Origin of the sequence: Sinorhizobium terangae, from assembly GCF_009601505.1 — a bacterium.
Classification (GTDB): domain Bacteria; phylum Pseudomonadota; class Alphaproteobacteria; order Rhizobiales; family Rhizobiaceae; genus Sinorhizobium; species Sinorhizobium terangae.
This window is the reverse complement of sequence record NZ_WITC01000100.1, coordinates 101,810-126,979: the sequence shown is the minus strand read 5'-3', so window position 1 is coordinate 126,979 and position 25,170 is coordinate 101,810. Positions and strand designations below refer to the sequence as shown.

Sequence of the window (25,170 nt, the reverse complement as noted above, 5' to 3'; positions counted from 1 at the left end):
AACCGCTCTATCTGTTTGTTTTTGCCGCATTTGTGCGACGTCAGGTGATTCCACCTGACGCGAAAAATGCTCTAGCTGTAGGGCGAGTAGCACTGGCGACGGGGGCCGCCATACGGCTGATAGGTATTGTCCCAGGCGCGATAGGATCGATAGCGCGCATAGCACCAGCGGGTGTGGGCGCTGCCGCCGCCGCCGCCGTAATAACTCGGCCCGGCATATCTCGGCTGGCTCAGCAGACCGCCGACGATCGCACCGGTCGCCAGTCCGCCGATGAAGGCGCCGAAATCGTTGTCGTCGTCATGATGATGATAACGGCGGTGGTAGCGGTTGCGGTAATAGCTACGGCGATAGTCACGATAGTCGCGCCGGTCCGCTCGATAACCACGTCCACAGTAGGGCAAGCGACACTTGCCGCTCTTACGCTCCTCGCCGCGCTCGTAAGGAAACTGCACCCGCTGAATATCAGTGGCCTGCGGCTTTACCACCGGAGTGATCGGAAATGCTTCTGCGGGCGGAACGCTGCTCATCGCCGTTGCCAGCGACAGGGCGACAATTGCTAACGTCTTCATTGGCTTTACCATTTCCTTTCGAGACAGACGGATTCTTTTGGAAAGAAAATGGCTGAAACGGCATTTTGTGCCGTGTTTCGAGTCCCGATCACGATCATTTGATCGCGGCGTTCTGCGCGGTGTAGCCTCGGGATCAGACGCCACCGGGTCGTCCAAGCTCAGGGTAATTGTCGCCCCATTCGCAGATCCGACACGATGTCCGCAGGCTCTCCCAGTCGGGATTTGTAGATCTGATAGTTCTCCATCACCCGCTGCACATAGTTGCGCGTCTCCTGAAAGGGGATGCGCTCGATCCAGTCCACCACCTCGTCGATCGGCATGCCGCGCGGGTCGCCATAACGTTGGAGCCATTCCGGCACGCGGCCCGGGCCGGCATTGTAAGCGATGAAGGTCAGTATATAGGAGCCGCCGAAGCTGTTGATCTGCTCGCCGAGATAATGGGCGCCGAGCGTCGCATTGTAGCCTGCGTCGGTCGTCAGCCGGTCCCTCGAATAGGCGAGGCCGAAGCGGCTTGCGACTCCCTTGGCCGTGCCCGGGAGAAGTTGTAGCAGTCCGCGGGCGTTGGCGGTGGAGACGGCCGCGGGGTTGAAGGCGCTTTCCTGCCGGGCGATCGCATAGGCAAGTGCCTTGCCGGCGCCGGTGATATCGGCGCTGGACGGGATGACGCCGATCGGGAACGCGAGCGCGGCGACATCGATGCCGCGGGCGAAAGCGATCTTGCCAACTTGCAGCGACAGCTGGTGATTGCCCGTCTGTTCCGCTCGCGCCGCAAGCATTGCGAGTTCTCCGGGACTGGTCAGTTCCTCGGCCAGCGACCGGTAAAGGCTGTCCGCGCGCCAGCCGTGGCCTGCGACTTCGAGCCGGGCGATAGCCCGAACGGCCTCGCGGCCTTCGAATCGTGTTCGATCCTCGGGCGTGGGGGAGGGATAGCTCACGTCAAGCGTCCGGCGGCCGAGCCTGGCCGCGGCAAGTTGCCCGTAGAATGTGCCCGGATAGCGTGCCGCTTTGCCAAAATATTCGCTCGAATTGCCGGGTCCACCTGCTTCGGCAGCACGTCCCAGCCAGTACCAGGCGCGCGAGGCCGAGATCGGCCGGCTCGACGCCTCCAGGATCTTCTGGAAATGGCCTGCCGCAGTCGCCGGGTCCTCCAAACCCCGGAGCGCGTACCAGCCGGCATGGAACTCCGCGTCGACAATGTCAGTCGCTTCGGTTGCCGCATGGTTGGCGGCAATGCGATAGGCGCCGCGGAAATCGCCCGCGTCGAGCAGGCCGCGGCTGACGATGCGCTGCTCGATCCACCATTCGCCCGGGTCGACAAGGGCGTCGCCGTCGCGCGGCATTTGGGCGAGAAGCTTGGCCGCCTCCTGGTATTTTTCCTGCTTGCGCAGATGCTCGATGCGGACAAACAGGAAGGCGGGGTCGTTCCGCCACGACGGGTCGACGGCCTCGATCAGCGATGCCGCATTGCCGGTGCCACGGATAACCGCGGCCCAAGCACGATATAGAGATTGCGCTTTGCCGAGGTCGCCGAAGCGCCCCGCCTGTTCGACGCGGCTGCGATAGAGGAGCATCTCCATGCGGCGCTTGTGGTCGGCGGTCGTCAGCAGGTCGGAAAATTCCGAAAGGATCTTTGTTTCGGTGTCCTTGTCGAGCGCGTCCTTCAACCAGATGGCGCGCAGATGCCTTGCCGCCGCTGCCTTTTGCTCTTGGGCCACCAGCGCCCGCGCCAGGATGATTGTTCCCTCCGCCGTTTCGGGCCGGGTAGCCCCGAAGGCGGCGATCACGTCTGGTGCAGGCGGATTCTCCCGGTAGAGCGCCCTTTCCGAATGCGCCCGCAGCGATTTCAACCCGGGCCAGCCCTGAAGCTCCCTCTGTGCCTCGGCGATCTCGTAGGATGGAATGCCCTTCTGCCCGGAAACGGCGATGGCCCAAGTGAGGATATGGCGCTCCAGCGTCCCGGAGGGCATGCCGTCGCGAACCGCGATTGCTTTGGCGGGCTGGCGGTTGGAAAGCGCATCGAGGCCTGTCTTTAAGTCTGAGCCGATCGGCGTGACGGCCGCGGGTATTGCACTGGTGAGGTCCTTGGTCGCGGTGCGTCCCGCCTTGCCGGCCGAGCCAGGCTTGTTCGCCGGTACCGGCGTCCGCGCCTCGCTCGCAGCAGCCGAGGAACCCAGGATCACGGCGCCGATCATGGCGGCGACAGGCAGAAGGAGTGGTCCGCGCATCAAGAGCCCCGTGTATCCCCGTTCATTCTCCGCCGGATCGCCTGCCGAAAAGTTAGCTGCATTAATCGATGACCGCAAATGGGTGCACTATTTTCGCGGGGCCGTTCCAGCCTTGCTTTGAGCTGGCCGAACTGCCTCTCGTGCTGTCGCTTGGGTGAAAACCGACATGAAATGCGTCGTCACGACGCTTGCCGCAACCACGTCACATGATTATGGTGCGGCAGTTTTCTAACCGTCGATTGCGGCCAAAGCGTGGGAGTTTCCTGCTCCTTACGGCCGTCAGGAGTTGTGCATGTTCAAGGGTTCCATTCCCGCACTCGTAACACCGTTCACCGCCACCGGCTCGGTAGACGCGGATAGTTTCGTCGCGCATGTGGAATGGCAGATAAAAGAAGGCAGCCACGGGCTGGTGCCGGTGGGCACCACCGGGGAATCGCCGACCTTGTCCCACGATGAGCACAAGAAGGTCGTCGAGCTCTGCGTTGAAGCAGCAGCCGGACGTGTGCCTGTCATTGCCGGAGCAGGCTCCAACAACACGACCGAAGCAATCGAGCTTGCGCAGCATGCGGAGAAGGCGGGTGCCGATGCCCTTCTGGTCGTGACGCCCTACTACAACAAGCCGACGCAGAAAGGTCTCTTCGCCCACTATGGCGCAATCGCCGAAAGCGTGAAGCTGCCGATCGTAATCTACAATATTCCCGGTCGTTCGGTCGTCGACATGAGCGTCGAGACGATGGCCGCGCTGGCAAAGGCCTATCCGACGATCATCGGCGTCAAGGATGCCACCGGCAAGATCGAGCGTGTCTCGGAGCAGCGCATGGCCTGCGGCCCAGAGTTCGTGCAGCTCTCCGGGGAGGATGCGACGGCCCTTGGCTTCAACGCGCATGGTGGTGTTGGCTGCATTTCCGTGACTGCCAACGTCGCGCCGCGTCTTTGCGCGGAATTTCAGGAAGCGACGCTTGCCGGTCAATTCGCCAAGGCGCTTGAGTATCAGGACAAATTGATGCCGCTCCACAAAGCTATCTTCATGGAGCCTGGCCTCTGCGGCGCAAAATATGCACTCCATCGCCTGGGGCGGATGAGCCGCGCCGTCCGATCGCCGCTCCTGGCGACGCTTGAGCCGGGCACGGAAGCGGCGATCGATGCTGCGCTCCGGCATGCGGGATTGATGAACTGATGGCCCCCAAAGGCAGCCAGCGTACGGTCAAGAAAGTCGTGGCGGAGAATCGCAAGGCCCGCTTCAACTACGAGATCGTCGATACCTACGAAGCCGGCCTTGTGCTGACCGGCACGGAGGTCAAGTCGCTGCGCGAAGGAAAGGCCAACATTTCGGAGTCCTACGCCACCGATGAGGGCGGTGAGATCTGGCTGATCAACTCCTATCTGCCGGAATATTTGCAGGCCAACCGCTTCAACCACGAAACGCGCCGGCGCCGCAAACTGCTGTTGTCGAAGCGGGAAGTGAATCGGTTGCAGGGTGCCGTCAACCGCGAAGGCATGTCGCTGATCCCGTTGCGGATTTATTTCAATGACCGCGGGCGGGCAAAGCTGGAGCTAGCGCTGGGCAAGGGCAAGAAGTTGCACGACAAGCGCGAGACCTCCAAGGAACGCGATTGGAACCGGCAAAAGAACCGCCTGCTTAAGGAGCGCGGCTGAACTGGCCGGCGAGGGGGGCGCTTGCGCCGCCCTTTGCATGAATTCCTGATCTTAAAGCTCGACGTCGTCGGAGACAGGCTCGACGGTGCGCGGCGTGCGTTCCGAGGGCTCGCGGCCAATCTCGCTTCTAAGCGTAACAAGGTCGATGAAGTGATCCGCCTGGCGTCGCAGATCGTCTGCGATCATCGGCGGCTGGGTCGACATGGTCGAGACCACCGAAACCTTGCGGCCCTTGCGCTGCAACGCTTCGACAAGAGTGGTGAAGTCGCCGTCGCCCGAGAAGATGACGAGATGATCAACCGTTTCCGACTGCTCCATGGCGTCGATCGCCAGCTCGATATCCATGTTGCCCTTGATCTTGCGTCGCCCGAGCGAGTCGGTGAACTCCTTGGCCGGCTTGGTGATGACCTTGTAGCCGTTGTAGTCCAGCCAGTCGATCAAGGGACGGATCGACGAATATTCCTGGTCTTCGATAAGCGCGGTATAATAGTAGGCCCTGAGCAGATATCCGCGTTTCTGGAATGCTTTCAGCAGCTTGCGATAGTCGATGTCGAAACCGAGACTTTTCGATGCGGCGTAGAGATTGGCGCCGTCTATGAAAAGTGCGATTTTCTCGCGGGGATCGAACATCGTAATTTCCTTTTTCATGCCCGGCGCAATTTCGACCTCCCGAGGGAAGCGTGCGCGAAAATAGGTGGATTACATTAATAATTGCTGATATTGCAAATAATGTAAGTTATACCACGCATTAATCCAAGCAGCGCACGGCGCATATAGCTAGTTTTAGCAGTTGCTGCAGATCGTCCACACTTCAATTTCCGATTGCTGCTGCACATTCGACCATTGTATCGTGCAATGCAATCGGCATGTGTGGTCACGCTTGCGGCGCGTACATGGTGTATTCTACCATGTGTCATAGGTGGATGTGAGCACCGAATGCAGGAAAAACTTGAACTTATGCTGTTTTGATTGTATCCGAGCGGCTAATTCCAGAAATCGGAGCCAATGAGGCCGTCAAGCGACGGCTGTTCCGGTCTCGTGTCGTTTAATCCGTGCAGCGGCAACGCCGCCGCGCTTTGAGTCGCAAAGGACAGGCTATGGCCCGCGTCACCGTCGAAGATTGCATTGACAAAGTCGACAACCGTTTCGAGCTTGTATTGCTCGCCAGTCACCGCGCACGCCTGATTTCTCAGGGTGCCGCTATCACCGTTGATCGCGACAACGACAAGAACCCTGTCGTGGCGTTGCGCGAGATCGCCGACGAGACCCTCTCGCCCGGCGATCTGAAGGAGGACTTGATCCACTCGCTGCAGAAGCATGTCGAGGTGGACGAGCCCGAGCCGGATCCGGCTTCGCTGACCCAGCCGGAAGCGGCCGCCGCTTTCGCGGACGCAGCGGAAGAGGAAGATCAGCCGGAGGCGCTGACCTTCGACCGCATGTCCGAAGAAGAACTGCTTGCGGGCATCGAAGGTCTTGTGCCTCCGGAAAAGAGCGACGACTACTAAGATCCGTTCCGGAACGCATGTTCCGACGTGTTTTCAAAGCAGTGCGCCACTCCTATGATTGGCGCACTTTTTTGTTTGCCTTTTCCCACGGAGCCGCCAGCGGATGATGCGCCAATACGAGCTCGTTGAGCGCGTGCAGAAATACAAGCCCGACGTCAATGAAGCCCTGCTGAACAAGGCTTACGTCTATGCCATGCAGAAGCACGGCCAGCAGAAGCGGGCAAGCGGCGATCCCTACATCTCCCATCCGCTCGAAGTGGCAGCCATTCTCACAGAGATGCATCTGGACGAGTCCACGATCGCGGTTGCCCTGCTGCACGATACGATCGAGGACACGACCGCGACGCGCCAGGAGATAGACGATCTCTTCGGCGAAGACATCGGTGCGCTGGTCGAGGGCCTGACCAAGATCAAGAAGCTCGATCTCGTCACCAAGAAGGCGAAGCAGGCCGAAAACCTGCGCAAACTCTTGCTTGCCATCTCGGACGACGTTCGCGTCCTGCTCGTCAAGCTTGCCGACCGGCTGCACAACATGCGCACGCTCGACCATATGTCGCCGGAGAAGCGCGCACGCATTTCCGAAGAGACCATGGACATCTATGCGCCGCTGGCCGGACGCATGGGCATGCAGGACATGCGTGAGGAGCTCGAGAACCTCGCTTTCCGCCATATCAACCCGGAGGCCTACGAGACGGTCACGAGGCGGCTGCAGGAACTGTCTGAGCGCAACGAGGGCCTGATCAAGAAGATCGAGGAGGAACTGAGCGAGCTGCTGCAGGCCGAGGGCCTGAAGGAGGCGCTGGTCAAGGGACGCCAGAAGAAGCCCTATTCGGTCTTCCGAAAGATGCAGTCGAAATCGCTTTCTTTCGAGCAACTGTCGGATGTCTGGGGCTTCCGCATCATTGTCGACGATATTCCCTCCTGCTACCGGGCGCTCGGCATCGTGCACACGCGCTGGCGTGTCGTCCCGGGTCGCTTCAAGGACTATATTTCGACGCCGAAGCAGAATGATTACCAATCGCTGCACACGACGATCATCGGCCCGTCGCGCCAGCGTATTGAACTGCAGATCCGCACGAAACGCATGCACGATATCGCGGAATACGGCATCGCCGCGCACGCGCTCTACAAGGATCGCGACGCCGTGGCGGCGGATGCGCCGCGATCACCGACGTCGAACGCCTATTCCTGGCTTCGCCGCACGATCGAAGCATTGGCGGAAGGCGACAATCCCGAGGAGTTCCTGGAGCACACGAAGCTCGAGCTGTTCCAGGACCAGGTATTTTGCTTCACCCCCAAGGGGCAGCTGATCGCACTGCCGCGCGGCGCTACACCGATCGATTTCGCCTACGCCGTGCATACGAATATCGGCGATACCTGCGTCGGCGCCAAGATCAACGGCCGCATCATGCCGCTGGTCACACGCCTCAACAACGGTGACGAGGTCGAGATCATCCGCTCCGGCATTCAGGTCCCGCCGCCCGCGTGGGAGGAGATCGTCGTTACCGGCAAAGCGCGCGCTGCCATCCGTCGCGCGACGCGAGCCGCCGTCCGCAAGCAATATGCCGGTCTCGGCTACCGCATTCTGGAGCGGACCTTCGAACGTGCCGGCAAGAGTTTTTCGCGCGAGGCGCTGAAGCCCGCCTTGCACAGGCTGGGGCAGAAAGAAGTCGAGGACGCCATCGCGGCCGTCGGACGGGGCGAACTGTCCTCGCTTGACGTCCTGCGCGCCGTATTCCCCGATCATCAGGACGAGCGCGTCACGGTAAAGCCCAGCGCGGACGACGGCTGGTTCAATATGCGCAGCGCCGCAGGAATGGTCTTCAAGCTCCCCGGCCGCACGAAAGAGATGGTCGAAGCGCAACAGGTCGAAGGGCCGGAAGCACTACCGATCCGCGGGCTTTCCGGCAATGCCGAGGTGCACTTCAGTCCGGCCGGCGCCGTTCCGGGCGACCGCATCGTCGGCATCATGGACAGCGACAAGGGGATTACCATTTACCCGATCCAGTCGCCGATCCTGCAAAAGTTCGATGACGAGCCGGAGCGCTGGATCGATGTGCGCTGGGATCTCGACGAGGCGAACAACAGCCGGTTCATAGCCAGGATCGCGGTCAGCGCGCTGAACGAACCTGGCACGCTCGCGGAGATCGCCCAGGCGATCGCGACGAGCGATGTCAACATTCGTTCGCTCTCCATGGGACGGGTTGCGGCGGATTTCAGCGAGTTGCAATTCGACCTCGAAGTCTGGGATCTGCGTCAGTTGAACCACCTGATCGCCCAGCTCAAAGAGTTGCCGAGCATTTCCATGGTCAAGCGGCTCTTCGAATAGTGACGTCACGAAGCCTGCGAGGAGCAGTCCGCCGGCCATCGCCATTGTTCCGCGGCGGCGGTTGGCGGTCGTGTCATTGAGTCGCGCCTCGGTGACGCCGATGGACACTGCGTTCCGAAGGATATGATTTCTATGCAATGTGCCCAAGGAATGGGCAGACGGCAGGGTGGAACGTCGCGTGTCATGCGTCACATGCATGGCTGCCGCCTCATCCTGGCGCTGGTGGGGCGCGGGTCGCCAAACTATCTTTTGCTTGGGAGGTAAACGAAGAGGTTTGCCATGTTCAAGCAGTTGGAGAAACTCACCCGTGCCCTGCACATTCCGACCGTTCAAGAGCGTGAGACCGCCTATCTGAACGGCTCCGTCGATCGCATCGATCTCGAATACCGCCAGCGCCAGATCGATCGCGGTCTGTTCCGCAACAGCTTCTGAGTTTGCTGTGCTGACCTTCAGGGCGCACTTCACGATAAGCTATGCGTCAATCGAATAGCTCCGTTGCAGGTCTCGCGGTGCGGTGCATCACTTGCCTGCGACGGACATGACGCCTATCTTGCGGCCCACAACGGGGCGGAGGCGCTTTGGTCGTGCCCATGGCCGCTTCGAGACGCGATCATGACGGCATAATGTTATTCAGGCGCAGAAAACCGGTTACGATTTCCGAAAGGCTTCGCGCGCTGTTGTGGCCGCGCAAAGGTCTCTCGCGCGGGCTGCGCTACGTTGCGTTGCGCATTCTGCGCCTGTCTTCCTCTCCGCACTCGATCGCGGTCGGGGTTGCGGCGGGCGCCGCATCGTCATTTACGCCGTTCTTCGGCCTTCACATCGTACTTGCCGTCGTCCTCGCGTCGATTTTTTCCGGCAATCTTGTTGCGGCTGCGATCACGACGGCGCTCGCCAACCCGATCACCATTCCGGTCATCCTGACGGCATCCTATGAGATCGGCACGGTGCTGACGGAGCCGCAGGATGGCACCGCTGTCAGCGGCGCGGAGATTGGCGATATGGTCGAGCGCCTGGAACTGACGGAGCTCTGGGGGCCGGTCTTCAAGCCGATGCTCATCGGCTCGCTTNGCTTCCGCTCGCCATTACCGGCGCGCTTGTTTTCTATCCGCTCGCCTATCAGGCCGCGCGCCTTTTCCAACAGCGGCGCCGGCGAGCGCGTTCCCAAACGGTCGGACGCTCCTCATGATCATCGGCATCGGCAGCGATCTCATCGATATCCGCCGCATAGAGAGCTCGCTCGAACGTTTCGGCGAACGCTTCGTCAATCGGTGCTTCACGGACATCGAGATCGCAAAATCGGACGGACGCAAGAACCGCGCAGCGTCCTATGCCAAGCGCTTTGCCGCCAAGGAGGCCTGCTCGAAAGCGCTTGGGACCGGTTTGGCCCAAGGGGTTTTCTGGAAGGACATGGGCGTCGTCAACATGCCCGGCGGAAAGCCGACGATGCAATTGACAGGCGGCGCGGCCGAGAGGCTCCAGAAAATATTGCCCGCCGGTCATCGTGCCGCGATCCATCTGACGATCACGGACGACTTCCCGCTCGCACAAGCCTTCGTGATTATCGAGGCGCTGCCCGTTGCCCCGGTGGAGGGAACGGTTTAGAGCATTCTGCTGAAAAGCGGACCGACGATCGCTTGAAGCGCGGAGTTCCGGCAACATATAGGATCGAATTGCGTGGCGACGCGCAACCCGGAGCCAGACGCGCGAGTATCGGGCATCCGGATCAGGATGACAAAGGAAGACAGCAGCGTGGCAGAAAAGACAGAAACGAAGCAGAGCGGCCTCTGGGAGAATGTCAAGGTCATCATCCAGGCGCTGCTGTTGGCGGTCGTCATCCGAACAGTCTTCTTCCAGCCCTTTACGATCCCGTCGGGTTCGATGATGCCAACCCTGCTTGTCGGCGATTACATTTTCGTGAACAAGTTTGCCTACGGCTATTCGAAGTACTCGATACCGTTCTCGCCTGATCTCTTCAGCGGGCGGATTTTCGCGAGCGAGCCGAAGCGCGGCGATATCGTTGTCTTCCGCTTTCCGCCGAATCCCGACATCGACTACATCAAACGTCTCGTCGGACTTCCGGGTGACCGGATCCAGGTGAGGAACAGCATCCTCTATGTCAATGACAAGCCTGTGGACCGCGTTCCGGCTGGCGCATTCCGCGCCGACGACCAGTACGACACTGGCGGCGATGTGCCGGTCTACCGTGAGACGATGGACAACGGCGTTTCCTACGACACGCTCGACCAGTTTCCGGATTCGCGCGGCGACAACACGCGTGAGTTCATTGTCCCCGAGGGTCACTATTTCATGATGGGCGACAACCGAGACAATTCCGCCGATAGCCGCTTCGACGTCGGCTTCGTACCGGCGGAGAACCTGGTGGGCCGCGCCAGCCTGATCTTCTTCTCGCTCGGCAACGACACGTCGTTCCGCGAAGTCTGGAAATGGCCGGCAAACCTGCGTTACGACCGCCTGTTCAAGGTCGTCGAATGATGAAGGGGCGATCGCTGAGCGCGGAGGATCGGGCAAGGCTCGAGGCCGTGATCGGTTATCAGTTCTCGGAGAAGGAACGCCTGGACCGGGCACTTACCCATTCCAGCGCCCGCAGCGCCAAGGGCAGCAACTACCAGCGTCTCGAATTCCTGGGGGATCGGGTTCTGGGCCTGTGCGTTGCCGAGCTCTTGTTTCAGACCTTTCGCGACGCGAACGAGGGAGAACTTTCGGTCCGACTGAACCAACTGGTCAGCGCGGAAAGTTGCGCGAAGGTCGCCGATGACCTCTCGCTGCACGAGTTCATCCGCACCGGTTCGGATGTGAAGAAGATCACCGGCAAGCACATGATGAATGTGCGCGCCGATGTGGTAGAGTCGCTGATCGCCGCAATCTATCTCGATGGCGGCCTGGAGGCGGCGCGCCGCTTCGTGCTGCTTCATTGGACGGACCGGGCGGCCAGCGCCGACGGCGCCCGTCGCGATGCGAAAACTGAATTGCAGGAATGGGCGCACGCCAGATTCGGTGTTGCGCCGAAATACAGGACAGATGATCGCTCCGGCCCCGATCACGACCCGCGCTTCACGGTGACGGTCGAGGTTGCGGGTCTTCAACCGGAGACGGGAACCGATCGCTCCAAACGCGGCGCCGAACAGGTCGCCGCGACACGATTGCTGGAGCGTGAAGGCGTTTGGCAGCAGAAGCCTGCCGGAAATTGACGGAAGCTATGACGGATATGGAACATGATACGGCCGCTGCCGGCGCGCCGACCCGCTCGGGTTTCGTGGCGCTGATCGGCGCCACCAATGCTGGGAAATCGACGCTCGTTAATCGCCTCGTCGGTGCGAAGGTATCGATCGTCAGCCACAAGGTGCAGACGACGCGCGCCATCGTGCGTGGTATCGCCATCCACGACAACGCGCAGATTGTCTTCATGGATACGCCCGGCATCTTCAAGCCGCGGCGCAGGCTCGACCGCGCTATGGTGACGACTGCCTGGGGCGGCGCCAAGGATGCCGATCTGATCATGCTGCTGATCGACAGCGAGCGCGGGTTGAAGGGGGACGCAGAGGCGATCCTCGAAGGCCTGAAGGAAGTTCCGCAGCCGAAGATCCTGGCGCTCAACAAGATCGATCAGGTTCGTCCGGAGGATTTGCTGAAGCTCGCGGCTGCGGCAAACGAGATGGTCAAGTTCGAGCGCACTTTCATGATCTCAGCGCTTTCCGGCTCCGGCTGCGACGATGTCATGGACTATCTTGCGAGCGCGCTGCCCGAGGGGCCTTGGTACTACCCGGAGGATCAGATCTCGGATCTACCGATGCGCCAGCTTGCCGCCGAGATCACCCGCGAGAAACTGTTCCTCCGGCTGCATCAGGAACTCCCCTATGCCTCCCACGTCGAGACGGAGAAATGGGAGGAGCGCAAGGACGGTTCGGTGCGCATAGAGCAGGTGATCTATGTCGAGCGCGACAGCCAAAAGAAGATCGCGCTCGGCAAGGGAGGAGAGGCGATCAAGGCAATCTCCACCGCGGCGCGCAAGGAAATCTCGGAAATCCTCGAGCAACCCGTGCACCTTTTTCTGTTCGTAAAGGTGCGCGAGAACTGGGGTGACGATCCCGAGCGCTTCCGCGAAATGGGGCTCGAATTCCCGCGATGACGGCCGACTACAGCGCCGTGCGTCCTAAAGGACGCACGGCGCTGTAAAACATGCAGCAGGCTGCACTCATTCCCGATTGGCCTGGTGGTTGGTCGCCGCCATCCGTTTTCCGAGAAGCGGAGCGATCGTTTCCGCCCGGTTGGTCCAGACGTAGCCCGCGAAATTCTGGGGAACGAGCGTCAAGTCGTCTGCACTGTCGATGCCAGAGGTAAAATCGCCGCCACCATAGCGTCCGAGAAGGATGACCTCGCTTCCGACGTCTCTCATGCGCGCGGCGAAACGGTTGGGCCAGCCCCAAAGGAACGGCGCGTAGTTGGCGGGCACGACGATAAGCGTGTTGCGGCAAGCTTCCGGTACGATGCTAGTCCAGCCGTAGGCGGCATAGCGGCCAAGGCAGGCAAGCGTGGACTGCTTGTCATAGCCGCGCAAGCCGGGAACCAGCCGCAAGGTTTCCTGCGTCGGTGCGGTGCCGCCATAGACGCCGAAGACGGATTTCCGCCATTCGGGATGCGCGCGCAACAGGACCGCCAGTGTTGCGCCTTCCGCCCGCCGTTCGCTCTTGAAATTGATGAGGAAACGGCCGTGGGGCAGGGCGGTGAATACTTCCGTCAAGGTTGGCATCTGGCCTTGTGCGTGGCCGCGGAAGGGAAAGGTCTTGCCGCCGTCGGCCGTGTAGCCGTAGCCGATGTCGAGCGTCTTCAGTTTCGACATCGGCGTCTCCTCGGTCACGCCTGTCCCGTCCGTACGGCAGTCGAGCGTCCAGTCGTGGAACACGGCAAATTCGCGATCCGGGGTCAGGTGAACATCGAGTTCCACGACCTCCGCGCCGCTGTCCATCGCCGCTTGCATGGAGGCGATCGTGTTTTCGAGATAGGCGTGACGCGGCGGTTCGATCCGCTTGGCCGTACACGTATCGTTTTCCACTCCGTCCGGTTGGAACACCTGATGAATGCCGCGATGCGCAAGGATTTTCACAGCGCCTGACGGCGGCGTCACCAACGTGGATGTATTTAGAAACCAGAGGGCGGCAGCAATGGCAAACACCGCAACGATGAGCTTCTTCATCGTGACTTCTCCTCTGGCAGCCGCTTCACCCGGCAACGTGGCCGGAGGATGAAGCGAACGCAGGCACATGGAATGCGAACGATCTGTCTCCTCCGCGCGCGATTGACCGGAAATCAACCCTGTGGAACCTAAGCCATCGGTGCCGGTTTTGGCAACGCCTGCAGGAGGACTCTCATGCCGCAGCTCGTCGATGGAAAGTGGGTCAAGGGTGACGTCGCCGCGAGCGAGATGAAGGACGGTGCCTTCCATCGTGAACCGACGCGGTTCCACAACTGGCTCACGCCCGACGGACGGGCCGGTCCGGATGGGCAACCGGCGCTGACCGCGGAGGCCGGGCGCTACCGGCTGTTCGTTTCTTATCTGTGCCCCTGGGCTTCACGCACGATCGCCATGCGCAACCTCAAGGGCCTCGAAGCCATAGTCGGCTTGACAGTCGCCGACCCCGTTCTGGGTGAAGATGGTTGGACCTATGACCAGCCTGTCGACGCCGGCGTGCGGGTCGGAGAGATTCGATACCATCATCAGCTCTATACGGCGAGCGATCCGCATTACACCGGCAAGGTCTCGGTACCGGTGTTGTGGGACATGAAGGAAGGTCGCATCGTCAACAACGAATCGGCCGACATCATTCGCATCCTCAATTCGGCATTCGACCATCTGACCGGCCATCGCCTGGATTTCTATCCGGCCGCCCTGCGCGCGGAGATCGATCGTTGGAACGAGCCGATCTATGCCCGCGTCAACAATGGCGTCTATCGCGCCGGTTTCGCCAAGACGCAGGCAGCCTATGACGAGGCGGTTTTCGGCCTGTTCGACATGCTCGACGAACTCGAGCAGCATCTTGCTCAGAACCGATATGTTGCCGGCGCCTACCTCACTGAGGCGGATATCCGGCTCTTCGTCACGCTGATCCGCTTCGATGTCGCGTATCACGGCGCCTTCAAGTGCAACATCCGCCGGATCGAGGATTACCCGTCGCTGTCGAACTATATGCGTGAGATCTATCAGTGGCCGGGCATTCGCGAGTCTGTGCGCATCGATCACATCAAGCGTGGTTACTACGGCATCCGCCATGTCAATCCGACCGGAATCGTTCCGGCGGGACCGATGCTCGATCTCGATCGCCCGCACGATCGCACACGTCTCCGCGGCCTCGGTGTGTTCGGCAGTTAAAGCGAGCGGCGGTCTGTCGCCGACGCACTCCCGACTGACGCGGGGAGCGCAAAGCCGCTTTTCTTCGAATTTACTAAGGAAGCAAATCTTTGAGGGGCCACAAAGAACCCCATTGATAAACTGTGGAACGCCGCTAAGTTAATGGAAGTTCTGATGGATAGGAGCCCGGTGGGGCCAGCCTGACGAAATTCCCGGCGTGTGGTGACCCTGCGGTGCCCTGCCTGCCGGAAGCCGTGGGGCTGCAGCCAAGTCGGTTCTAGCTTTTCAGGATGCGTCGGCGCCGTTTCTTGAAGTGCATGCCTGCACGCATATCCTCCAAAAGCCGATCGAACCGCCCAAGCGTCTCCTGTGCGGAAGGACGTAATGTCCGTGTAGGTCTGATGCTGAGGTAGGATATGAATGCGGCATTGTTGAACATGCTCCGCCGCCTTGTCCAAAAGGGCAAGCTGACGGTTGTTTTCTCATCAGGTGAAGAGGTTGTCCTCGGCGATGGCACGGGGAAACCTGCCACCATACGGATCGCCGATGCCAGGGCTGAAAAAGCGATCGCGCGCGACCCCGGTCTTAAGTTCGGTGAAATGTATATGGACGGTCGCGTCCTCATCGAGGAAGGCGATATCTTCGATGTGCTGTCCATTGCCAAGAGCAATGACCTCGCAAACGCCGCGACCTTCCGGAATTCGATCGTGGCGCTGCTGCATGTACTGCGTCAGCAACTCAAGAGCCGGCTTCCCGTCAACCGCAATCGTCGCAACGTCGCCCATCACTACGATCTCGACGGGAAGCTCTTCAATCTCTTCCTCGATGAGGATTGGCAATATTCCTGCGCCTATTTCCATCCGCCGGGAATTTCGCTCGATGAGGCCCAGCGCGCCAAGAAGCGGCACATCGCGGCGAAGCTCTTGCTCGAGCCCGGCCAGAAGGTGCTCGAGGTCGGTTCCGGCTGGGGCGGCATGGCGATGTATCTCGCCGAATCGTCCGGCGTCGAGGTCACCGGCATCACGCTGAGCGAGGAGCAACTGAAGGTTTCGCGCGAGCGCGCGGAGCGACGCGGACTGGCCGATCGCGTGCGCTTCGAGCTTCAGGACTACCGTACGATGGAGGGGCGGCAATTCGACCGCATCGTCTCCGTCGGCATGTTCGAGCACGTGGGCATCGGCAACTACGGCAACTTTTTCCGCAAGATGAAGGAACTGCTGAAACCCGAAGGTGTGATGCTGCTTCACTCTATCGGCCAGATCTACAAGCCCTGGGCCACCAATCCCTGGATCGAGAAGTACATCTTCCCAGGCGGTTACATCCCGGCTCTCTCCGAAGTGCTGCCGTCCGTCGAGAGCACCCGGTTGCTCGTCAAGGATATCGAGATTCTGCCGATGCACTACGCCTGGACGCTGCGAGCCTGGCGTGAGCGCTTCGTGGCGAAACGCGAGGAGGCGATCCGGCTCTACGACGAACGCTTCTTCCGGATGTGGGAATTTTATCTCGCAGCTTCGGAAACTGCCTTTCTCTACGACAAGCATTTCGTCTTTCAGTTGCAGCTCTCACCGTCGCTGGGATCGGTGCCGGTCTCGCGGGACTATATCGCTCAGAAGGAACGCGAACTGCTCGAATTCGAGAGAACCCGCCGGCGATTGGAACTGGTCGCAGTCTAGAGCGGGCATGGGCGCCGCTCATCCTGCCGCCCCTTCTCCTCCAGCCTGGGAGAAGCGGAGGCAGAGCGCCTCCGGTGAGCAGAGCGCCAGGCATCCCCCTGCCATCTTCTGTGGAGTTCGGTGACAGAGCATCGGCCTTCACTTGGCCTTGATGATCTGCGTCAGTATGGTCCGCTTCGAAACAGCATACGGAACGCAGAATGACCGCAAAGCCCATTGCCGCCATCATCGCCAGCGAGATCAGGGCAACAGCCGCACAGGTTGCCGCTGCCGTCGATCTGCTCGACGCGGGAGCAACGGTGCCCTTCATTGCCCGCTATCGCAAGGAGGTCACCGGCGGCCTCGACGACACGCAGTTGCGCGTGCTTTCGGAACGGCTCACCTATCTGCGCGAACTCGAGGCGCGTCGGAACTCGATCCTCGAGTCGATCCGCGGCCAGGACAAGCTCACCGATGATCTCGAGCGCAAGATCGCCGGCGCCGTCACCAAGGCGGAGCTCGAAGACATCTATCTGCCCTATAAGCCGAAACGGCGGACCAAAGCCGAAATCGCCCGGGAGCGGGGCCTTGGACCGCTGGCGGAGGCAATTCTTGCAGATCGGTCGGTCGCGCCGTCTGACCGGGCCGGAGCGTTCCTGTCGGCCGATGTGGCGGACATCAAGGCGGCGCTCGACGGCGCCCGCGACATCATTGCCGAAGGCATGACCGAAAATGCCGACCTTTTGGGGCGTCTGCGCAACTACATGAAGGATGCGGCCTACCTGCGCGCCAGAGTGGTCGACGGCAAACAGGAAGCGGGTGCGAAATTCTCGGACTATTTCGATCATTCGGAACGGTGGGCGACCGCACCCGGCCATCGCGCGCTTGCGATGCTGCGCGGCTGGAACGAGGAGGTCCTCTCGGTCGATATCGTCGTCGACCAAGACGACGCGTCGCCGATGAAACCGGTCGAGCGCATGATTGCGGCCGCCTACAATGTCGGCGCGCACCTGCCGGGCGACAAATGGCTCGCGGACGTGATCGGCTGGACTTGGCGGGTGAAGCTTTCCATGTCGCTCTCGCTGGACCTGATGCGTGAGTTGCGGGAACGGGCGGAAGAAGAGGCAATCCGCGTCTTCGCGCGCAATCTAAAGGATCTGCTGCTTGCCGCACCCGCCGGCTCGCGGGCGACGATGGGGCTTGATCCGGGCATCCGCACCGGGGTCAAGGTCGCGGTAGTAGACGGCACAGGCAAATTGCTCGACACGACAACGGTCTATCCGTTCCCACCGAAGAACGACATTCGCGGCACCCAGGCGGAACTCGCTTCGCTCATCCGCAAGCACAAGGTCGAACTTGTTGCCATCGGCAACGGCACCGGCAGCCGCGAGACCGAGAAGCTCGTGGCCGACATGCTTGCGCAGCTGCCGGCGCCGAAACCCACAAAGGTCATCGTCTCCGAGGCAGGCGCCTCGGTATATTCCGCGTCCGAAACGGCGGCGGCCGAATTTCCCACCCTCGACGTCTCGCTGCGCGGTGCCGTTTCGATCGCCCGGAGATTGCAGGATCCGCTCGCCGAGCTCGTCAAGATCGAGCCGAAATCGATCGGCGTCGGTCAATACCAGCACGACGTCGACCAGTCGAAGCTCAGCCGCTCGCTCGACGCGGTCGTCGAAGATGCGGTGAACGCCGTCGGCGTCGATCTCAACACCGCCTCGGCATCGCTGCTGGCGCGCGTATCTGGTCTCGGCAAATCCTCTGCGGAAGCGATCGTCGCGCACCGCGACGCGACTGGCCCTTTTTCCAGCCGTCAGCAGCTATTGAAGGTGTCGCGCCTTGGTGCCCGGACCTTCGAGCAATGCGCCGGCTTTCTGCGAATACCGAACGGAACCGAGCCGCTCGATGCGTCCTCGGTGCACCCGGAGGCCTATGGTGTCGCGAAAAAGATCGTCGCTGCTTGCGGTCGCGACGTCCGGTCACTGATGGGCGACAGCGCTGCCCTGAAGAAGCTCGATCCGCGCGCCTTTGTCGACGATCGTTTCGGCCTGCCGACGGTCAAGGATATTCTTGCCGAGCTCGAAAAGCCGGGCCGCGATCCGCGCCCGAGCTTCAAGACGGCGACCTTTGCCGAGGGCATCGATGACATCAAGGATCTGAAAGTCGGGATGCAACTCGAGGGTACCGTCACGAACGTCGCCGCCTTCGGGGCATTCGTCGACATCGGCGTGCATCAGGATGGCCTCGTCCATGTGTCGCAATTGGCCGACCGCTTCGTCAAGGACCCGCATGAGGTTGTGAAGGCGGGCGATGTCGTGCAGGTGCGTGTCACCGAAGTCGACGTCGCCCGCAAGCGTATAGGTCTTTCGATGCGCAAGGACGGCGGCCGGATAGGGGCCGCGAGGCGAGGGGGCCTGCATCGAGTGGTGCCGGCACCCGCAATGCAGCCGAGCGTCAGCCGCGATCGCAAGCGCCTGCTCAGGGCGCGCTTGGCGCCGCATTGATGGCGGCCTTGAAAGAAAAGTGATCGGGAAAGTGGAACGGCCCAGTGCCAATGATCGTTTGTTCAACATCGACGTTGGCATGGCGGCTTTCAGGTGAACGGTCTATATATTAGTTAATTGAAATATAACCTGCTTTCCGTCATACTCCTCTCGTGGCGACACCGGTCTCGGGTCGCGAGCAGGTGTCGACCATAGAATGCCGGTCCACGGCGGAACAGGTCAGCGGAAATCCTCTTCCGCCGGGAGCCCCCGGCGAAAGGAGGTGCCTCATGGCAGGCAATGTGATCCGCGGCCTCACGAGAGCCATCATATTGGCTGTAGCAGTGACGGCGCATCCCTATCCGGCGGACTCGCAGGCGATCGCGAATTGTGCCGAGCGTTCCCAGGTGATTGAGTTTCTTGCGCAGAAGTATGATGAGAAGCCTGCGGCTGTCGGCTTGATCAATCCGCAGGCCGTGATGGAAGTCTTTGCCGCCGACAACGGCAGTTGGACGCTGATCGTGACGGATGTTTCGGGCCGAAGCTGCGTCATCCTCGCAGGAAAAAGCTGGGACTCGATGCCACAGGTGGGCCCGAAGGCGTGAGGACGGAGAGCTTCCGACTGCAGCCGCGCTGTCACGTGACGGCGTGATAAATCCGCCGTCACGTGAAATTTCCTATCCCGGTTTTCCGGAACGTACTCTATCGGTCAATCGGGCCGGCCGATGCTGGCATAGCTGAAACCGTGCCTGGTCACCTCGTCCTTGCGGTAGATGTTGCGCAGGTCGACGAGCAACGGCGTTTTCATGACGTTCTTGAGCCGTGCGAAATCGAGCGCCCGGAATTCGTTCCACTCGGTCACGATGACCAGTGCGTCGGCATCGGCCGCCGCGTCGTAGGGGTCGTTTGCATAATCCATGCCGTCGATCAACTTGCGGGCGTTCTCGACACCCTCCGGATCGTATCCGACGACCTTGGCGCCGACATCCTGCAGGGTCTGTACGATCGCGATCGCGGGGCTGTCGCGCATGTCGTCGGTGTTCGGCTTGAAGGTGAGGCCGAGGACGGCGACTTTGCGCCCGCGCACATCGCCACCTGCGGCGGCAATTACCTTGCGGCCCATGGCACGCTTGCGGTTGTCGTTGATCGCGACGGTCGTCTCGACGAGGCGAACAGGGCTGTCATAGTCCTGGGCGGTCTTGACGAGTGCCAGCGTATCCTTGGGGAAGCACGAGCCGCCATAACCCGGCCCGGCGTGGAGGAACTTCGAGCCTATGCGGCCGTCGAGGCCAATGCCGCGGGCGACATCCTGGACATCGGCACCGACCTTTTCGCACAGATCGGCCATTTCGTTGATGAAGGTGATCTTCATCGCCAGGAAGGCGTTGCCCGCATACTTGATCAGTTCGGAGGTGCGGCGCGTGGTAAAGACAAGCGGCGACTGGTTGAGGTAAAGCGGGCGGTAGACCTCGGTCATGACTTCGCGTGCCCGCTGGTCATTGCCGTTGAGGCCGACGACAATACGATCCGGCCGCTTGAAATCCTCGATCGCTGCGCCCTCGCGCAGGAACTCCGGATTGGAGACGACGGCGACATCGGCTTGCGGATTGGTTTCGCGGATGATGCGCTCGACCTCGTCGCCCGTTCCGACCGGAACCGTCGACTTCGTCACGACAACGGTGAAGCCGGTGAGGTTGGTCGCAATCTCCCGGGCGGCGGCATAAACGTAGGAGAGATCGGCATGCCCGTCACCGCGCCGCGACGGCGTGCCGACGGCGATGAAGATCACATCGCTTTCCGCGACGGCGGACTTGAGGTCGGTCGTAAAGCTCAGGCGTCCCGACGCGACATTGCTGGCGACAAGATGGTCGAGGCCCGGTTCGAAGATCGGGATTTGCCCCTGCTTCAGCGCCTCGATCTTGCCTTCGTCCTTGTCGAGGCAGATCACGTCGTGGCCAAAATCCGCAAAACAGACGCCCGAAACAAGGCCGACATAGCCGGCGCCGATCATCGTGATTTTCATCGGTTCTTCCTTTGTTTGATGGGTATTTCTTGAGGATGTCGGTTAAATAACTTTGTGTATTAAAGGCGAAATAGACCTATTTGCGACCATTTTGGGCCCGATCTGAGGTTTTGCCGCAGCTTCGTTGGTTGACCGGGTCACGCGATCTGGCCGGTCTTACGATAATATGTCTGATACCATTCCGCAAAGCGCGCGATACCCTCCTCGACCGAAATCGACGGCTTGAAATCAGTCAACGCTTCGAGCAGATCCGGTGAAGCGTAGGTGCGGGGTACGTCGCCCTGTTGCATCGGAAGCATGTTGCGGATGGCGGGCCGGCCGACTGCCTTTTCGACCGTTTCGACGAAGGTCATCAATTCGACTGGCTGGCCGCCGCCGATATTGACGACGCGGAACGGCGCCTGATGGGAGAGCGTGTCCTTCGCCTTCGCCGTTACGACGCGATTTTCCTCCGCCGGTGCAACATGCGAAAGCCTGAGGATACCTTCGACGAGATCATCGATATAGGTGAAGTCCCGGCTCATCCGGCCCTCACCGTAGATGTCGATCGGCCGATCGTTGAAAATCGCGTCCACGAACTTGAACAGCGCCATGTCCGGGCGTCCCCATGGGCCGTAAACCGTGAAGAAGCGGAACGCCGTCGTAGGCACCTTGTAGAGATGGGCGTAGCTATGCGCCATCAGTTCCATCGATTTTTTCGTTGCCGCATAGAGCGTCAGCGGCTCGTCGGTCCGGTCCATCTCGGAAAAGGGAATCTTTTCGTTGGCGCCGTAGATCGAGGAAGTTGAGGCGAGCATCAGGTGTTTGGGGCCAATCGCGCGCGCAAGTTCCAGTATGTTCCAGGTGCCGAGGAGGTTCGAGTCGACATAGGCCTTGGGATTTTCGAGGCTGTAGCGAACGCCCGCCTGCGCCGCGAGATGAATGATCACCTCGGGCTCGGCAAGCTCGGCAGCTTGGTCGAGTGCCCGCCGGTCCTCAAGCATCGCGGTCACTGCCTTGAAGCCATTGGAGCGCTTCAGGATCGCGTGGCGCTGCTCCTTGAGCGTCACGTCGTAATAGGGCGTCATGCCATCGAAGCCGACCACGAAATGGCCCTCGTCGATCAACCGCTTGGCGACGTGAAAACCGATGAAGCCTGCCGTGCCAGTAATGAGGTAGCGCACTACGGTATCCCCAAATTGCCTACTGCATGTTCCCTTAAATCGTAGTCGATTAAGGATAAGAACATGCAGCAAATCAAAGTGCTACAGCGTCCTTTGCGCGTCTGACAAGACGCGCGGCGCTGTAGTCGGACAGTTCATACGAAGAAAGCAGAGCGATGGAAAGCCGAATCCGTCACTCGGACGGGCTTTCGAGCCCGCGATGCATGGCCGTGAGGACAGACATCGCGTGGGCCGCATACTGGCTGATCCAGCGATCATGAATGGCCTGGATTGGTAGCGCATTCAAATGGTTCCACCGCTCGCGTCCCTCGCGGTGGACCAGGATCAGGCTCGCATCCTCCAGAACCTTCAGGTGCTGCATCACGGTGCAGCGGTCGAGCTGCGAGAATTGTTCGCAAAGCATGCCGGTCGTCTGGGGTGCGGCTTTCAGGGCGTCCAGCATCTGCCGGCGCAGGCCATTGGCCAGCGCCTTGAAAACGGCATCGTCCTTCGAATCGGTTGACATGTTATATTTTTATAACATATTATTGTGCGACACAATGGCGAGGAGGAAGACATGACCTTGGAATTTCGCGTGAACGGTCGGATCGCCCGTCCTGTCGACGAAGTGTTCGACGCTGTCGTCAATCCGGACCAACTCAGCCGTTATTTCGTGACGCTTGGCGGTGTCAGCGCGCCACTGGTTGCCGGCACGACCGTGACCTGGTGGGGCGAGGTGCCGGTGGACGTGGAAACCGTCGAGCCGAATGAAAGAATCGTATTCCGTTGGGACGCCAAGGTGGCCGAGGGCGAGGCACCCTATCGGACAACGGTGGAGATGCGCTTCAAGTCTCTCGACGACGGCGCAACGATGGTCACCATTGCCGAAACCGGTTGGCGAGAGAACGAGCAGGGGCAGAAGAGCTCCTATATGAACTGCGAAGGCTGGTCGCAGATGCTCGCCTGCATGAAGGCCTGGGTCGAATACGGCATCAACCTGCGTGAGGGTTATTACGTCAGCGAACTCTCGGGCAACCCGGCGCTCGAGCCGGACGCCTAGGAGGTCGTGCGATGTCGAAGGAGATCAAGGGCGGGCTCAACATCGCCATGAAGGTTCCGAGCCATCAATACGAGGCGGTGATTGCCTTCTACCGTGACGTCGTCGGGCTCCCGCCCTTCGACGAGAAGATGCCTGCGAAGGGGTTCATTTTCGGCCCAAACCGCCTCTGGATAGATGAGGCACCGAACTACAGTCAGGCGGAAATCTGGCTGGAGCTTTTCACCAACGACCACGAGAAGGCGCTCGACCATCTCGCGACGAACGGAGCTGTCCGCTGCGACGCGGTCGAGGAATTGGGTGAAGGCTTTCGCGGCGGCTGGATCATGAACCCTGCGAACATCGTGCACATGGTACGCGAGCCGGACGCCTGGTGAGGCGTCACATGGGAAGCGGTTGCCCCGCACTGGTGGCTGTCGACATGGGCGCTTGGAGCGGTCCGGCCACAGGTGGCTCGGACTGCAGTACGACGACGCGCGTATCCGTCGGCACGCGGCTGTAAAGATCGATGATGTCCGGATTGAAAAGCCGGATGCAGCCGCTCGAAACGGCCTTGCCGATCGACCAGGCCTCGGTGGTGCCGTGGATCCGAAACAGCGTGTCGCGGTTGCCCTGGTAAAGATAGAGCGCGCGCGGACCGAGCGGGTTGCGAATTCCCGGCTCCATTCCGCCGGCGAGCGGCCCATAGCGTTCCGGTTCGCGTGCGACCATGTCCGACGTCGGCGTCCAGCGCGGCCACTCGGCCTTGCGTCCGACGCGCGCCTCGCCCTGGAATTCCAGCCCCGCCTTGCCGACACCGATTCCATAGCGCAACGCCATCCCGCCGTCCTGCACGAGATAAAGGAAGCGATTCTGGGTGTCGACAACGATCGTGCCCGGGGGTTCCGAGGTGGGATAGGCCACCTGCTGCCGCAGAAAGCGAGGCTCGACCTTGCTGATGTCGATGGCGGCAAGCGGGAACTTCTCTTCCGGTTTCGGCCCGTACATTGCGACGTAATAGGGATCCGGGCCCTTCAGCTTGGCGTTTTGGCCGCTTGTCGCGCAGCCGGCGAGAAATGACGAAACGAGGAGAACGGCGAAGAGCTGCGCGGAGCTAACGGCGCTGTTCCGGGACACACACATAGTTGATCCTGCTGACTGCAAATTCTTGGACTCGGGAGGCATTCCAACGACCAGTTCGGCTTGAGCGCCAAAAGTGTCTGAGAAGAGGCAAGAGAAGGGCGGAAATGTGGCCGGCGGCCGGTGTCGCGAAAAGGTGACAGTGGCGTCGGGACCCGTTCACGTCGGCTCGTCCGAGGCCAAGCATCTGTGCTTGATCCGCTTTCAGGCCCGGGTGTATGCCTCTTCCATGCAGTGGAGCGATCAAGCCATCATACTCGGCATCCGGCGGCACGGCGAAAGCTCCGTGATTGCCGAAGTCATGACCGCCGCGCACGGGCGGCATCTCGGCCTCGTGCGCTCCGGTCGGTCGCGCACGATGCAGCCGGTGCTGCAGCCCGGCAATTCCGTCGAGGTGATCTGGCGGGCGCGGCTGGACGAGCATCTCGGCGAGTTTCGGGTGGAGCCGCTTCAATTGCGCGCCGCAAGGTTGATGGAGGCGGCGACATCCGTCTATGGCATCCAGGCCCTCGGCGCGCTGTTGCGGCTGCTGCCGGAGCGCGATCCGCACCCGCATCTCTACGAGGCGCTTGCCGTCATCGTCGACCATCTACAGGATCCGGCGGATGCCGGCGAACTGTTCGTGCGCTTCGAGCTTGCCGTCTTGAACGACCTCGGCTTCGGTCTGGATCTGTCGGAATGTGCGGCGACCGGCGTACGTCAGGATCTCGTCTACGTCTCTCCCAAGTCCGGCCGCGCCGTCAGCCGGGAGGCGGGCGCGCGGTATGCCGAACGCATGCTCGCCCTTCCGGATTTCCTGTCTCCCGGCGGGCATCAGGCGGCCGACCACGACAGTCTTGCGGCCGCGTTCCGACTGACCGCCTATTTTCTCAACCGCCATGTCTACGAGCCGCGCGGTCTCGACGCCGCTTCCGTGCGTGACGCCTTTGTGCACGCGGCGCTGAAGGCATTGAAATCGTCTCCACCGTCCGCGGCGTGATCGGCGCCTATCGACAACTTGCCGCGATGGATTCGGACGCCGCGTTTTCGCGGCGTCCGTTGCCTATGGG

The 25,170-nt window shown here is 61.0% G+C and carries 23 protein-coding genes and 2 pseudogenes; 17 read left to right on the top strand and 8 right to left on the bottom strand.

Annotation, left to right across the window (positions count from 1 at the left end; all coding sequences use genetic code 11):
• Window positions 1–71: 71 nt before the first annotated feature.
• Both GHK62_RS24040 and GHK62_RS24035 read right to left on the bottom strand, forming a co-directional pair.
• The gene (locus tag GHK62_RS24040) at window positions 72–569 is read right to left on the bottom strand and encodes a BA14K family protein (RefSeq protein WP_153441557.1); all 498 of its coding nucleotides are present in this window, start codon (window positions 567–569) and stop codon (window positions 72–74) included.
• A gap of 158 nt (window positions 570–727) precedes the next feature.
• Window positions 728–2,794, bottom strand: a complete 2,067-nt coding sequence (locus GHK62_RS24035; RefSeq protein WP_153441556.1) for a lytic transglycosylase domain-containing protein — start codon at window positions 2,792–2,794, stop codon at window positions 728–730.
• A gap of 292 nt (window positions 2,795–3,086) precedes the next feature.
• On the opposite strand from GHK62_RS24035, the gene dapA reads away from it, so the two are divergent.
• Both dapA and smpB read left to right on the top strand, forming a co-directional pair.
• Window positions 3,087–3,971 carry a 4-hydroxy-tetrahydrodipicolinate synthase gene (gene dapA / locus GHK62_RS24030; RefSeq protein ID WP_153441555.1) on the top strand — a complete coding sequence of 295 codons (885 nt, stop codon included), beginning with the start codon at window positions 3,087–3,089 and terminating at the stop codon, window positions 3,969–3,971.
• Window positions 3,971–4,450 carry an SsrA-binding protein SmpB gene (gene smpB / locus GHK62_RS24025; RefSeq protein ID WP_136504097.1) on the top strand — a complete coding sequence of 160 codons (480 nt, stop codon included), beginning with the start codon at window positions 3,971–3,973 and terminating at the stop codon, window positions 4,448–4,450. The genes dapA and smpB overlap by 1 nt, the downstream gene beginning before the upstream one ends.
• Window positions 4,451–4,501: 51 nt before the next feature.
• Here smpB and GHK62_RS24020 read toward each other — a convergent pair whose 3' ends face one another.
• Window positions 4,502–5,080, bottom strand: a complete 579-nt coding sequence (locus GHK62_RS24020) for a LabA-like NYN domain-containing protein (protein WP_153441554.1) — start codon at window positions 5,078–5,080, stop codon at window positions 4,502–4,504.
• Window positions 5,081–5,547: 467 nt separating this feature from the next.
• Here GHK62_RS24020 and rpoZ point away from each other — a divergent pair, with 467 nt between their 5' ends.
• The 8 genes and pseudogenes from rpoZ to era all read left to right on the top strand — a co-directional run bounded on the left by rpoZ (window position 5,548) and on the right by era (window position 12,431).
• The gene (gene rpoZ, locus GHK62_RS24015; protein ID WP_136504099.1) at window positions 5,548–5,955 is read left to right on the top strand and encodes a DNA-directed RNA polymerase subunit omega; all 408 of its coding nucleotides are present in this window, start codon (window positions 5,548–5,550) and stop codon (window positions 5,953–5,955) included.
• A gap of 103 nt (window positions 5,956–6,058) precedes the next feature.
• Window positions 6,059–8,284, top strand: coding sequence for a RelA/SpoT family protein (locus tag GHK62_RS24010; RefSeq protein WP_153441553.1), 2,226 nt, complete (start codon window positions 6,059–6,061; stop codon window positions 8,282–8,284).
• 279 nt (window positions 8,285–8,563) lie between these two features.
• The gene (locus GHK62_RS24005; protein WP_153441552.1) at window positions 8,564–8,716 is read left to right on the top strand and encodes a DUF3563 family protein; all 153 of its coding nucleotides are present in this window, start codon (window positions 8,564–8,566) and stop codon (window positions 8,714–8,716) included.
• Window positions 8,717–8,874: 158 nt separating this feature from the next.
• Window positions 8,875–9,294, top strand: a pseudogene (locus GHK62_RS35060) (DUF2062 domain-containing protein); the annotation flags it as partial.
• Window positions 9,295–9,466: 172 nt separating this feature from the next.
• Window positions 9,467–9,886 carry a holo-ACP synthase gene (gene acpS / locus GHK62_RS23995; protein WP_153441551.1) on the top strand — a complete coding sequence of 140 codons (420 nt, stop codon included), beginning with the start codon at window positions 9,467–9,469 and terminating at the stop codon, window positions 9,884–9,886.
• Between the two features lie 147 nt (window positions 9,887–10,033).
• Window positions 10,034–10,777 (top strand): signal peptidase I, encoded by a 744-nt coding sequence (gene lepB / locus GHK62_RS23990; protein WP_184108517.1) that lies wholly within the window; start codon window positions 10,034–10,036, stop codon window positions 10,775–10,777.
• On the top strand, window positions 10,777–11,493 hold the full coding sequence (gene rnc, locus GHK62_RS23985) for a ribonuclease III (protein ID WP_153441565.1): 717 nt from the start codon (window positions 10,777–10,779) through the stop codon (window positions 11,491–11,493). Before lepB ends, rnc begins: the two co-directional genes overlap by 1 nt.
• An 8-nt stretch (window positions 11,494–11,501) precedes the next feature.
• Complete coding sequence (gene era / locus GHK62_RS23980; protein WP_153441550.1) at window positions 11,502–12,431, top strand: GTPase Era; 930 nt, start codon at window positions 11,502–11,504, stop codon at window positions 12,429–12,431.
• Window positions 12,432–12,497: 66 nt separating this feature from the next.
• Here era and GHK62_RS23975 read toward each other — a convergent pair whose 3' ends face one another.
• Window positions 12,498–13,496, bottom strand: a complete 999-nt coding sequence (locus GHK62_RS23975) for a glycerophosphodiester phosphodiesterase family protein (RefSeq protein WP_153441549.1) — start codon at window positions 13,494–13,496, stop codon at window positions 12,498–12,500.
• A gap of 174 nt (window positions 13,497–13,670) precedes the next feature.
• Here GHK62_RS23975 and GHK62_RS23970 point away from each other — a divergent pair, with 174 nt between their 5' ends.
• The 4 genes and pseudogenes from GHK62_RS23970 (at window position 13,671) to GHK62_RS23955 (ending at window position 19,385) form a co-directional block, all read left to right on the top strand.
• Window positions 13,671–14,669 (top strand): glutathione S-transferase family protein, encoded by a 999-nt coding sequence (locus GHK62_RS23970; protein ID WP_153441548.1) that lies wholly within the window; start codon window positions 13,671–13,673, stop codon window positions 14,667–14,669.
• A 395-nt stretch (window positions 14,670–15,064) separates the two neighbouring features.
• The gene (locus GHK62_RS23965; protein WP_153441547.1) at window positions 15,065–16,321 is read left to right on the top strand and encodes an SAM-dependent methyltransferase; all 1,257 of its coding nucleotides are present in this window, start codon (window positions 15,065–15,067) and stop codon (window positions 16,319–16,321) included.
• 200 nt (window positions 16,322–16,521) lie between these two features.
• Window positions 16,522–18,824: pseudogene (locus GHK62_RS23960) on the top strand (Tex family protein).
• A 246-nt stretch (window positions 18,825–19,070) separates the two neighbouring features.
• Window positions 19,071–19,385 carry a hypothetical protein gene (locus GHK62_RS23955; RefSeq protein ID WP_153441546.1) on the top strand — a complete coding sequence of 105 codons (315 nt, stop codon included), beginning with the start codon at window positions 19,071–19,073 and terminating at the stop codon, window positions 19,383–19,385.
• Between the two features lie 104 nt (window positions 19,386–19,489).
• Here the strand turns inward: GHK62_RS23955 and rkpK are convergent, their stop codons facing one another.
• The 3 genes from rkpK to GHK62_RS23940 all read right to left on the bottom strand — a co-directional run bounded on the left by rkpK (window position 19,490) and on the right by GHK62_RS23940 (window position 22,471).
• Window positions 19,490–20,803 carry a UDP-glucose 6-dehydrogenase gene (gene rkpK, locus GHK62_RS23950; protein ID WP_153441545.1) on the bottom strand — a complete coding sequence of 438 codons (1,314 nt, stop codon included), beginning with the start codon at window positions 20,801–20,803 and terminating at the stop codon, window positions 19,490–19,492.
• A 137-nt stretch (window positions 20,804–20,940) separates the two neighbouring features.
• Window positions 20,941–21,966: an NAD-dependent epimerase gene (locus GHK62_RS23945; protein ID WP_184108518.1), complete on the bottom strand. Its 1,026-nt coding sequence runs from the start codon at window positions 21,964–21,966 to the stop codon at window positions 20,941–20,943.
• A 172-nt stretch (window positions 21,967–22,138) separates the two neighbouring features.
• Window positions 22,139–22,471, bottom strand: coding sequence for an ArsR/SmtB family transcription factor (locus GHK62_RS23940; protein ID WP_153441544.1), 333 nt, complete (start codon window positions 22,469–22,471; stop codon window positions 22,139–22,141).
• Window positions 22,472–22,522: 51 nt separating this feature from the next.
• Here GHK62_RS23940 and GHK62_RS23935 point away from each other — a divergent pair, with 51 nt between their 5' ends.
• Both GHK62_RS23935 and GHK62_RS23930 read left to right on the top strand, forming a co-directional pair.
• Window positions 22,523–23,005 carry an SRPBCC domain-containing protein gene (locus tag GHK62_RS23935; RefSeq protein WP_153441543.1) on the top strand — a complete coding sequence of 161 codons (483 nt, stop codon included), beginning with the start codon at window positions 22,523–22,525 and terminating at the stop codon, window positions 23,003–23,005.
• An 11-nt stretch (window positions 23,006–23,016) separates the two neighbouring features.
• Complete coding sequence (locus GHK62_RS23930; protein WP_153441542.1) at window positions 23,017–23,379, top strand: hypothetical protein; 363 nt, start codon at window positions 23,017–23,019, stop codon at window positions 23,377–23,379.
• A gap of 4 nt (window positions 23,380–23,383) precedes the next feature.
• Here the strand turns inward: GHK62_RS23930 and GHK62_RS23925 are convergent, their stop codons facing one another.
• Window positions 23,384–24,124, bottom strand: a complete 741-nt coding sequence (locus GHK62_RS23925) for a L,D-transpeptidase (protein WP_167528344.1) — start codon at window positions 24,122–24,124, stop codon at window positions 23,384–23,386.
• Window positions 24,125–24,350: 226 nt separating this feature from the next.
• Here GHK62_RS23925 and recO point away from each other — a divergent pair, with 226 nt between their 5' ends.
• Complete coding sequence (gene recO, locus GHK62_RS23920) at window positions 24,351–25,100, top strand: DNA repair protein RecO (protein WP_153441541.1); 750 nt, start codon at window positions 24,351–24,353, stop codon at window positions 25,098–25,100.
• The last annotated feature ends 70 nt before the right edge of the window (window positions 25,101–25,170 follow it).

Excerpts from the sequence above, each read along its gene's own strand:
- GHK62_RS24040 (WP_153441557.1), bottom strand. The coding sequence starts at position 569 with ATGAAGACGTTAGCAATTGTCGCCCTGTCGCTGGCAACGGCGATGAGC.
- GHK62_RS24035 (WP_153441556.1), bottom strand. The coding sequence starts at position 2,794 with ATGCGCGGACCACTCCTTCTGCCTGTCGCCGCCATGATCGGCGCCGTG.
- dapA (WP_153441555.1), top strand. The coding sequence starts at position 3,087 with ATGTTCAAGGGTTCCATTCCCGCACTCGTAACACCGTTCACCGCCACC.
- smpB (WP_136504097.1), top strand. The coding sequence starts at position 3,971 with ATGGCCCCCAAAGGCAGCCAGCGTACGGTCAAGAAAGTCGTGGCGGAG.
- GHK62_RS24020 (WP_153441554.1), bottom strand. The coding sequence starts at position 5,080 with ATGTTCGATCCCCGCGAGAAAATCGCACTTTTCATAGACGGCGCCAAT.
- rpoZ (WP_136504099.1), top strand. The coding sequence starts at position 5,548 with ATGGCCCGCGTCACCGTCGAAGATTGCATTGACAAAGTCGACAACCGT.
- GHK62_RS24010 (WP_153441553.1), top strand. The coding sequence starts at position 6,059 with ATGATGCGCCAATACGAGCTCGTTGAGCGCGTGCAGAAATACAAGCCC.
- GHK62_RS24005 (WP_153441552.1), top strand. The coding sequence starts at position 8,564 with ATGTTCAAGCAGTTGGAGAAACTCACCCGTGCCCTGCACATTCCGACC.
- acpS (WP_153441551.1), top strand. The coding sequence starts at position 9,467 with ATGATCATCGGCATCGGCAGCGATCTCATCGATATCCGCCGCATAGAG.
- rnc (WP_153441565.1), top strand. The coding sequence starts at position 10,777 with ATGAAGGGGCGATCGCTGAGCGCGGAGGATCGGGCAAGGCTCGAGGCC.
- era (WP_153441550.1), top strand. The coding sequence starts at position 11,502 with ATGACGGATATGGAACATGATACGGCCGCTGCCGGCGCGCCGACCCGC.
- GHK62_RS23975 (WP_153441549.1), bottom strand. The coding sequence starts at position 13,496 with ATGAAGAAGCTCATCGTTGCGGTGTTTGCCATTGCTGCCGCCCTCTGG.
- GHK62_RS23970 (WP_153441548.1), top strand. The coding sequence starts at position 13,671 with ATGCCGCAGCTCGTCGATGGAAAGTGGGTCAAGGGTGACGTCGCCGCG.
- GHK62_RS23965 (WP_153441547.1), top strand. The coding sequence starts at position 15,065 with ATGAATGCGGCATTGTTGAACATGCTCCGCCGCCTTGTCCAAAAGGGC.
- GHK62_RS23955 (WP_153441546.1), top strand. The coding sequence starts at position 19,071 with ATGGCAGGCAATGTGATCCGCGGCCTCACGAGAGCCATCATATTGGCT.
- rkpK (WP_153441545.1), bottom strand. The coding sequence starts at position 20,803 with ATGAAAATCACGATGATCGGCGCCGGCTATGTCGGCCTTGTTTCGGGC.
- GHK62_RS23940 (WP_153441544.1), bottom strand. The coding sequence starts at position 22,471 with ATGTCAACCGATTCGAAGGACGATGCCGTTTTCAAGGCGCTGGCCAAT.
- GHK62_RS23935 (WP_153441543.1), top strand. The coding sequence starts at position 22,523 with ATGACCTTGGAATTTCGCGTGAACGGTCGGATCGCCCGTCCTGTCGAC.
- GHK62_RS23930 (WP_153441542.1), top strand. The coding sequence starts at position 23,017 with ATGTCGAAGGAGATCAAGGGCGGGCTCAACATCGCCATGAAGGTTCCG.
- GHK62_RS23925 (WP_167528344.1), bottom strand. The coding sequence starts at position 24,124 with ATGTGTGTGTCCCGGAACAGCGCCGTTAGCTCCGCGCAGCTCTTCGCC.
- recO (WP_153441541.1), top strand. The coding sequence starts at position 24,351 with ATGCAGTGGAGCGATCAAGCCATCATACTCGGCATCCGGCGGCACGGC.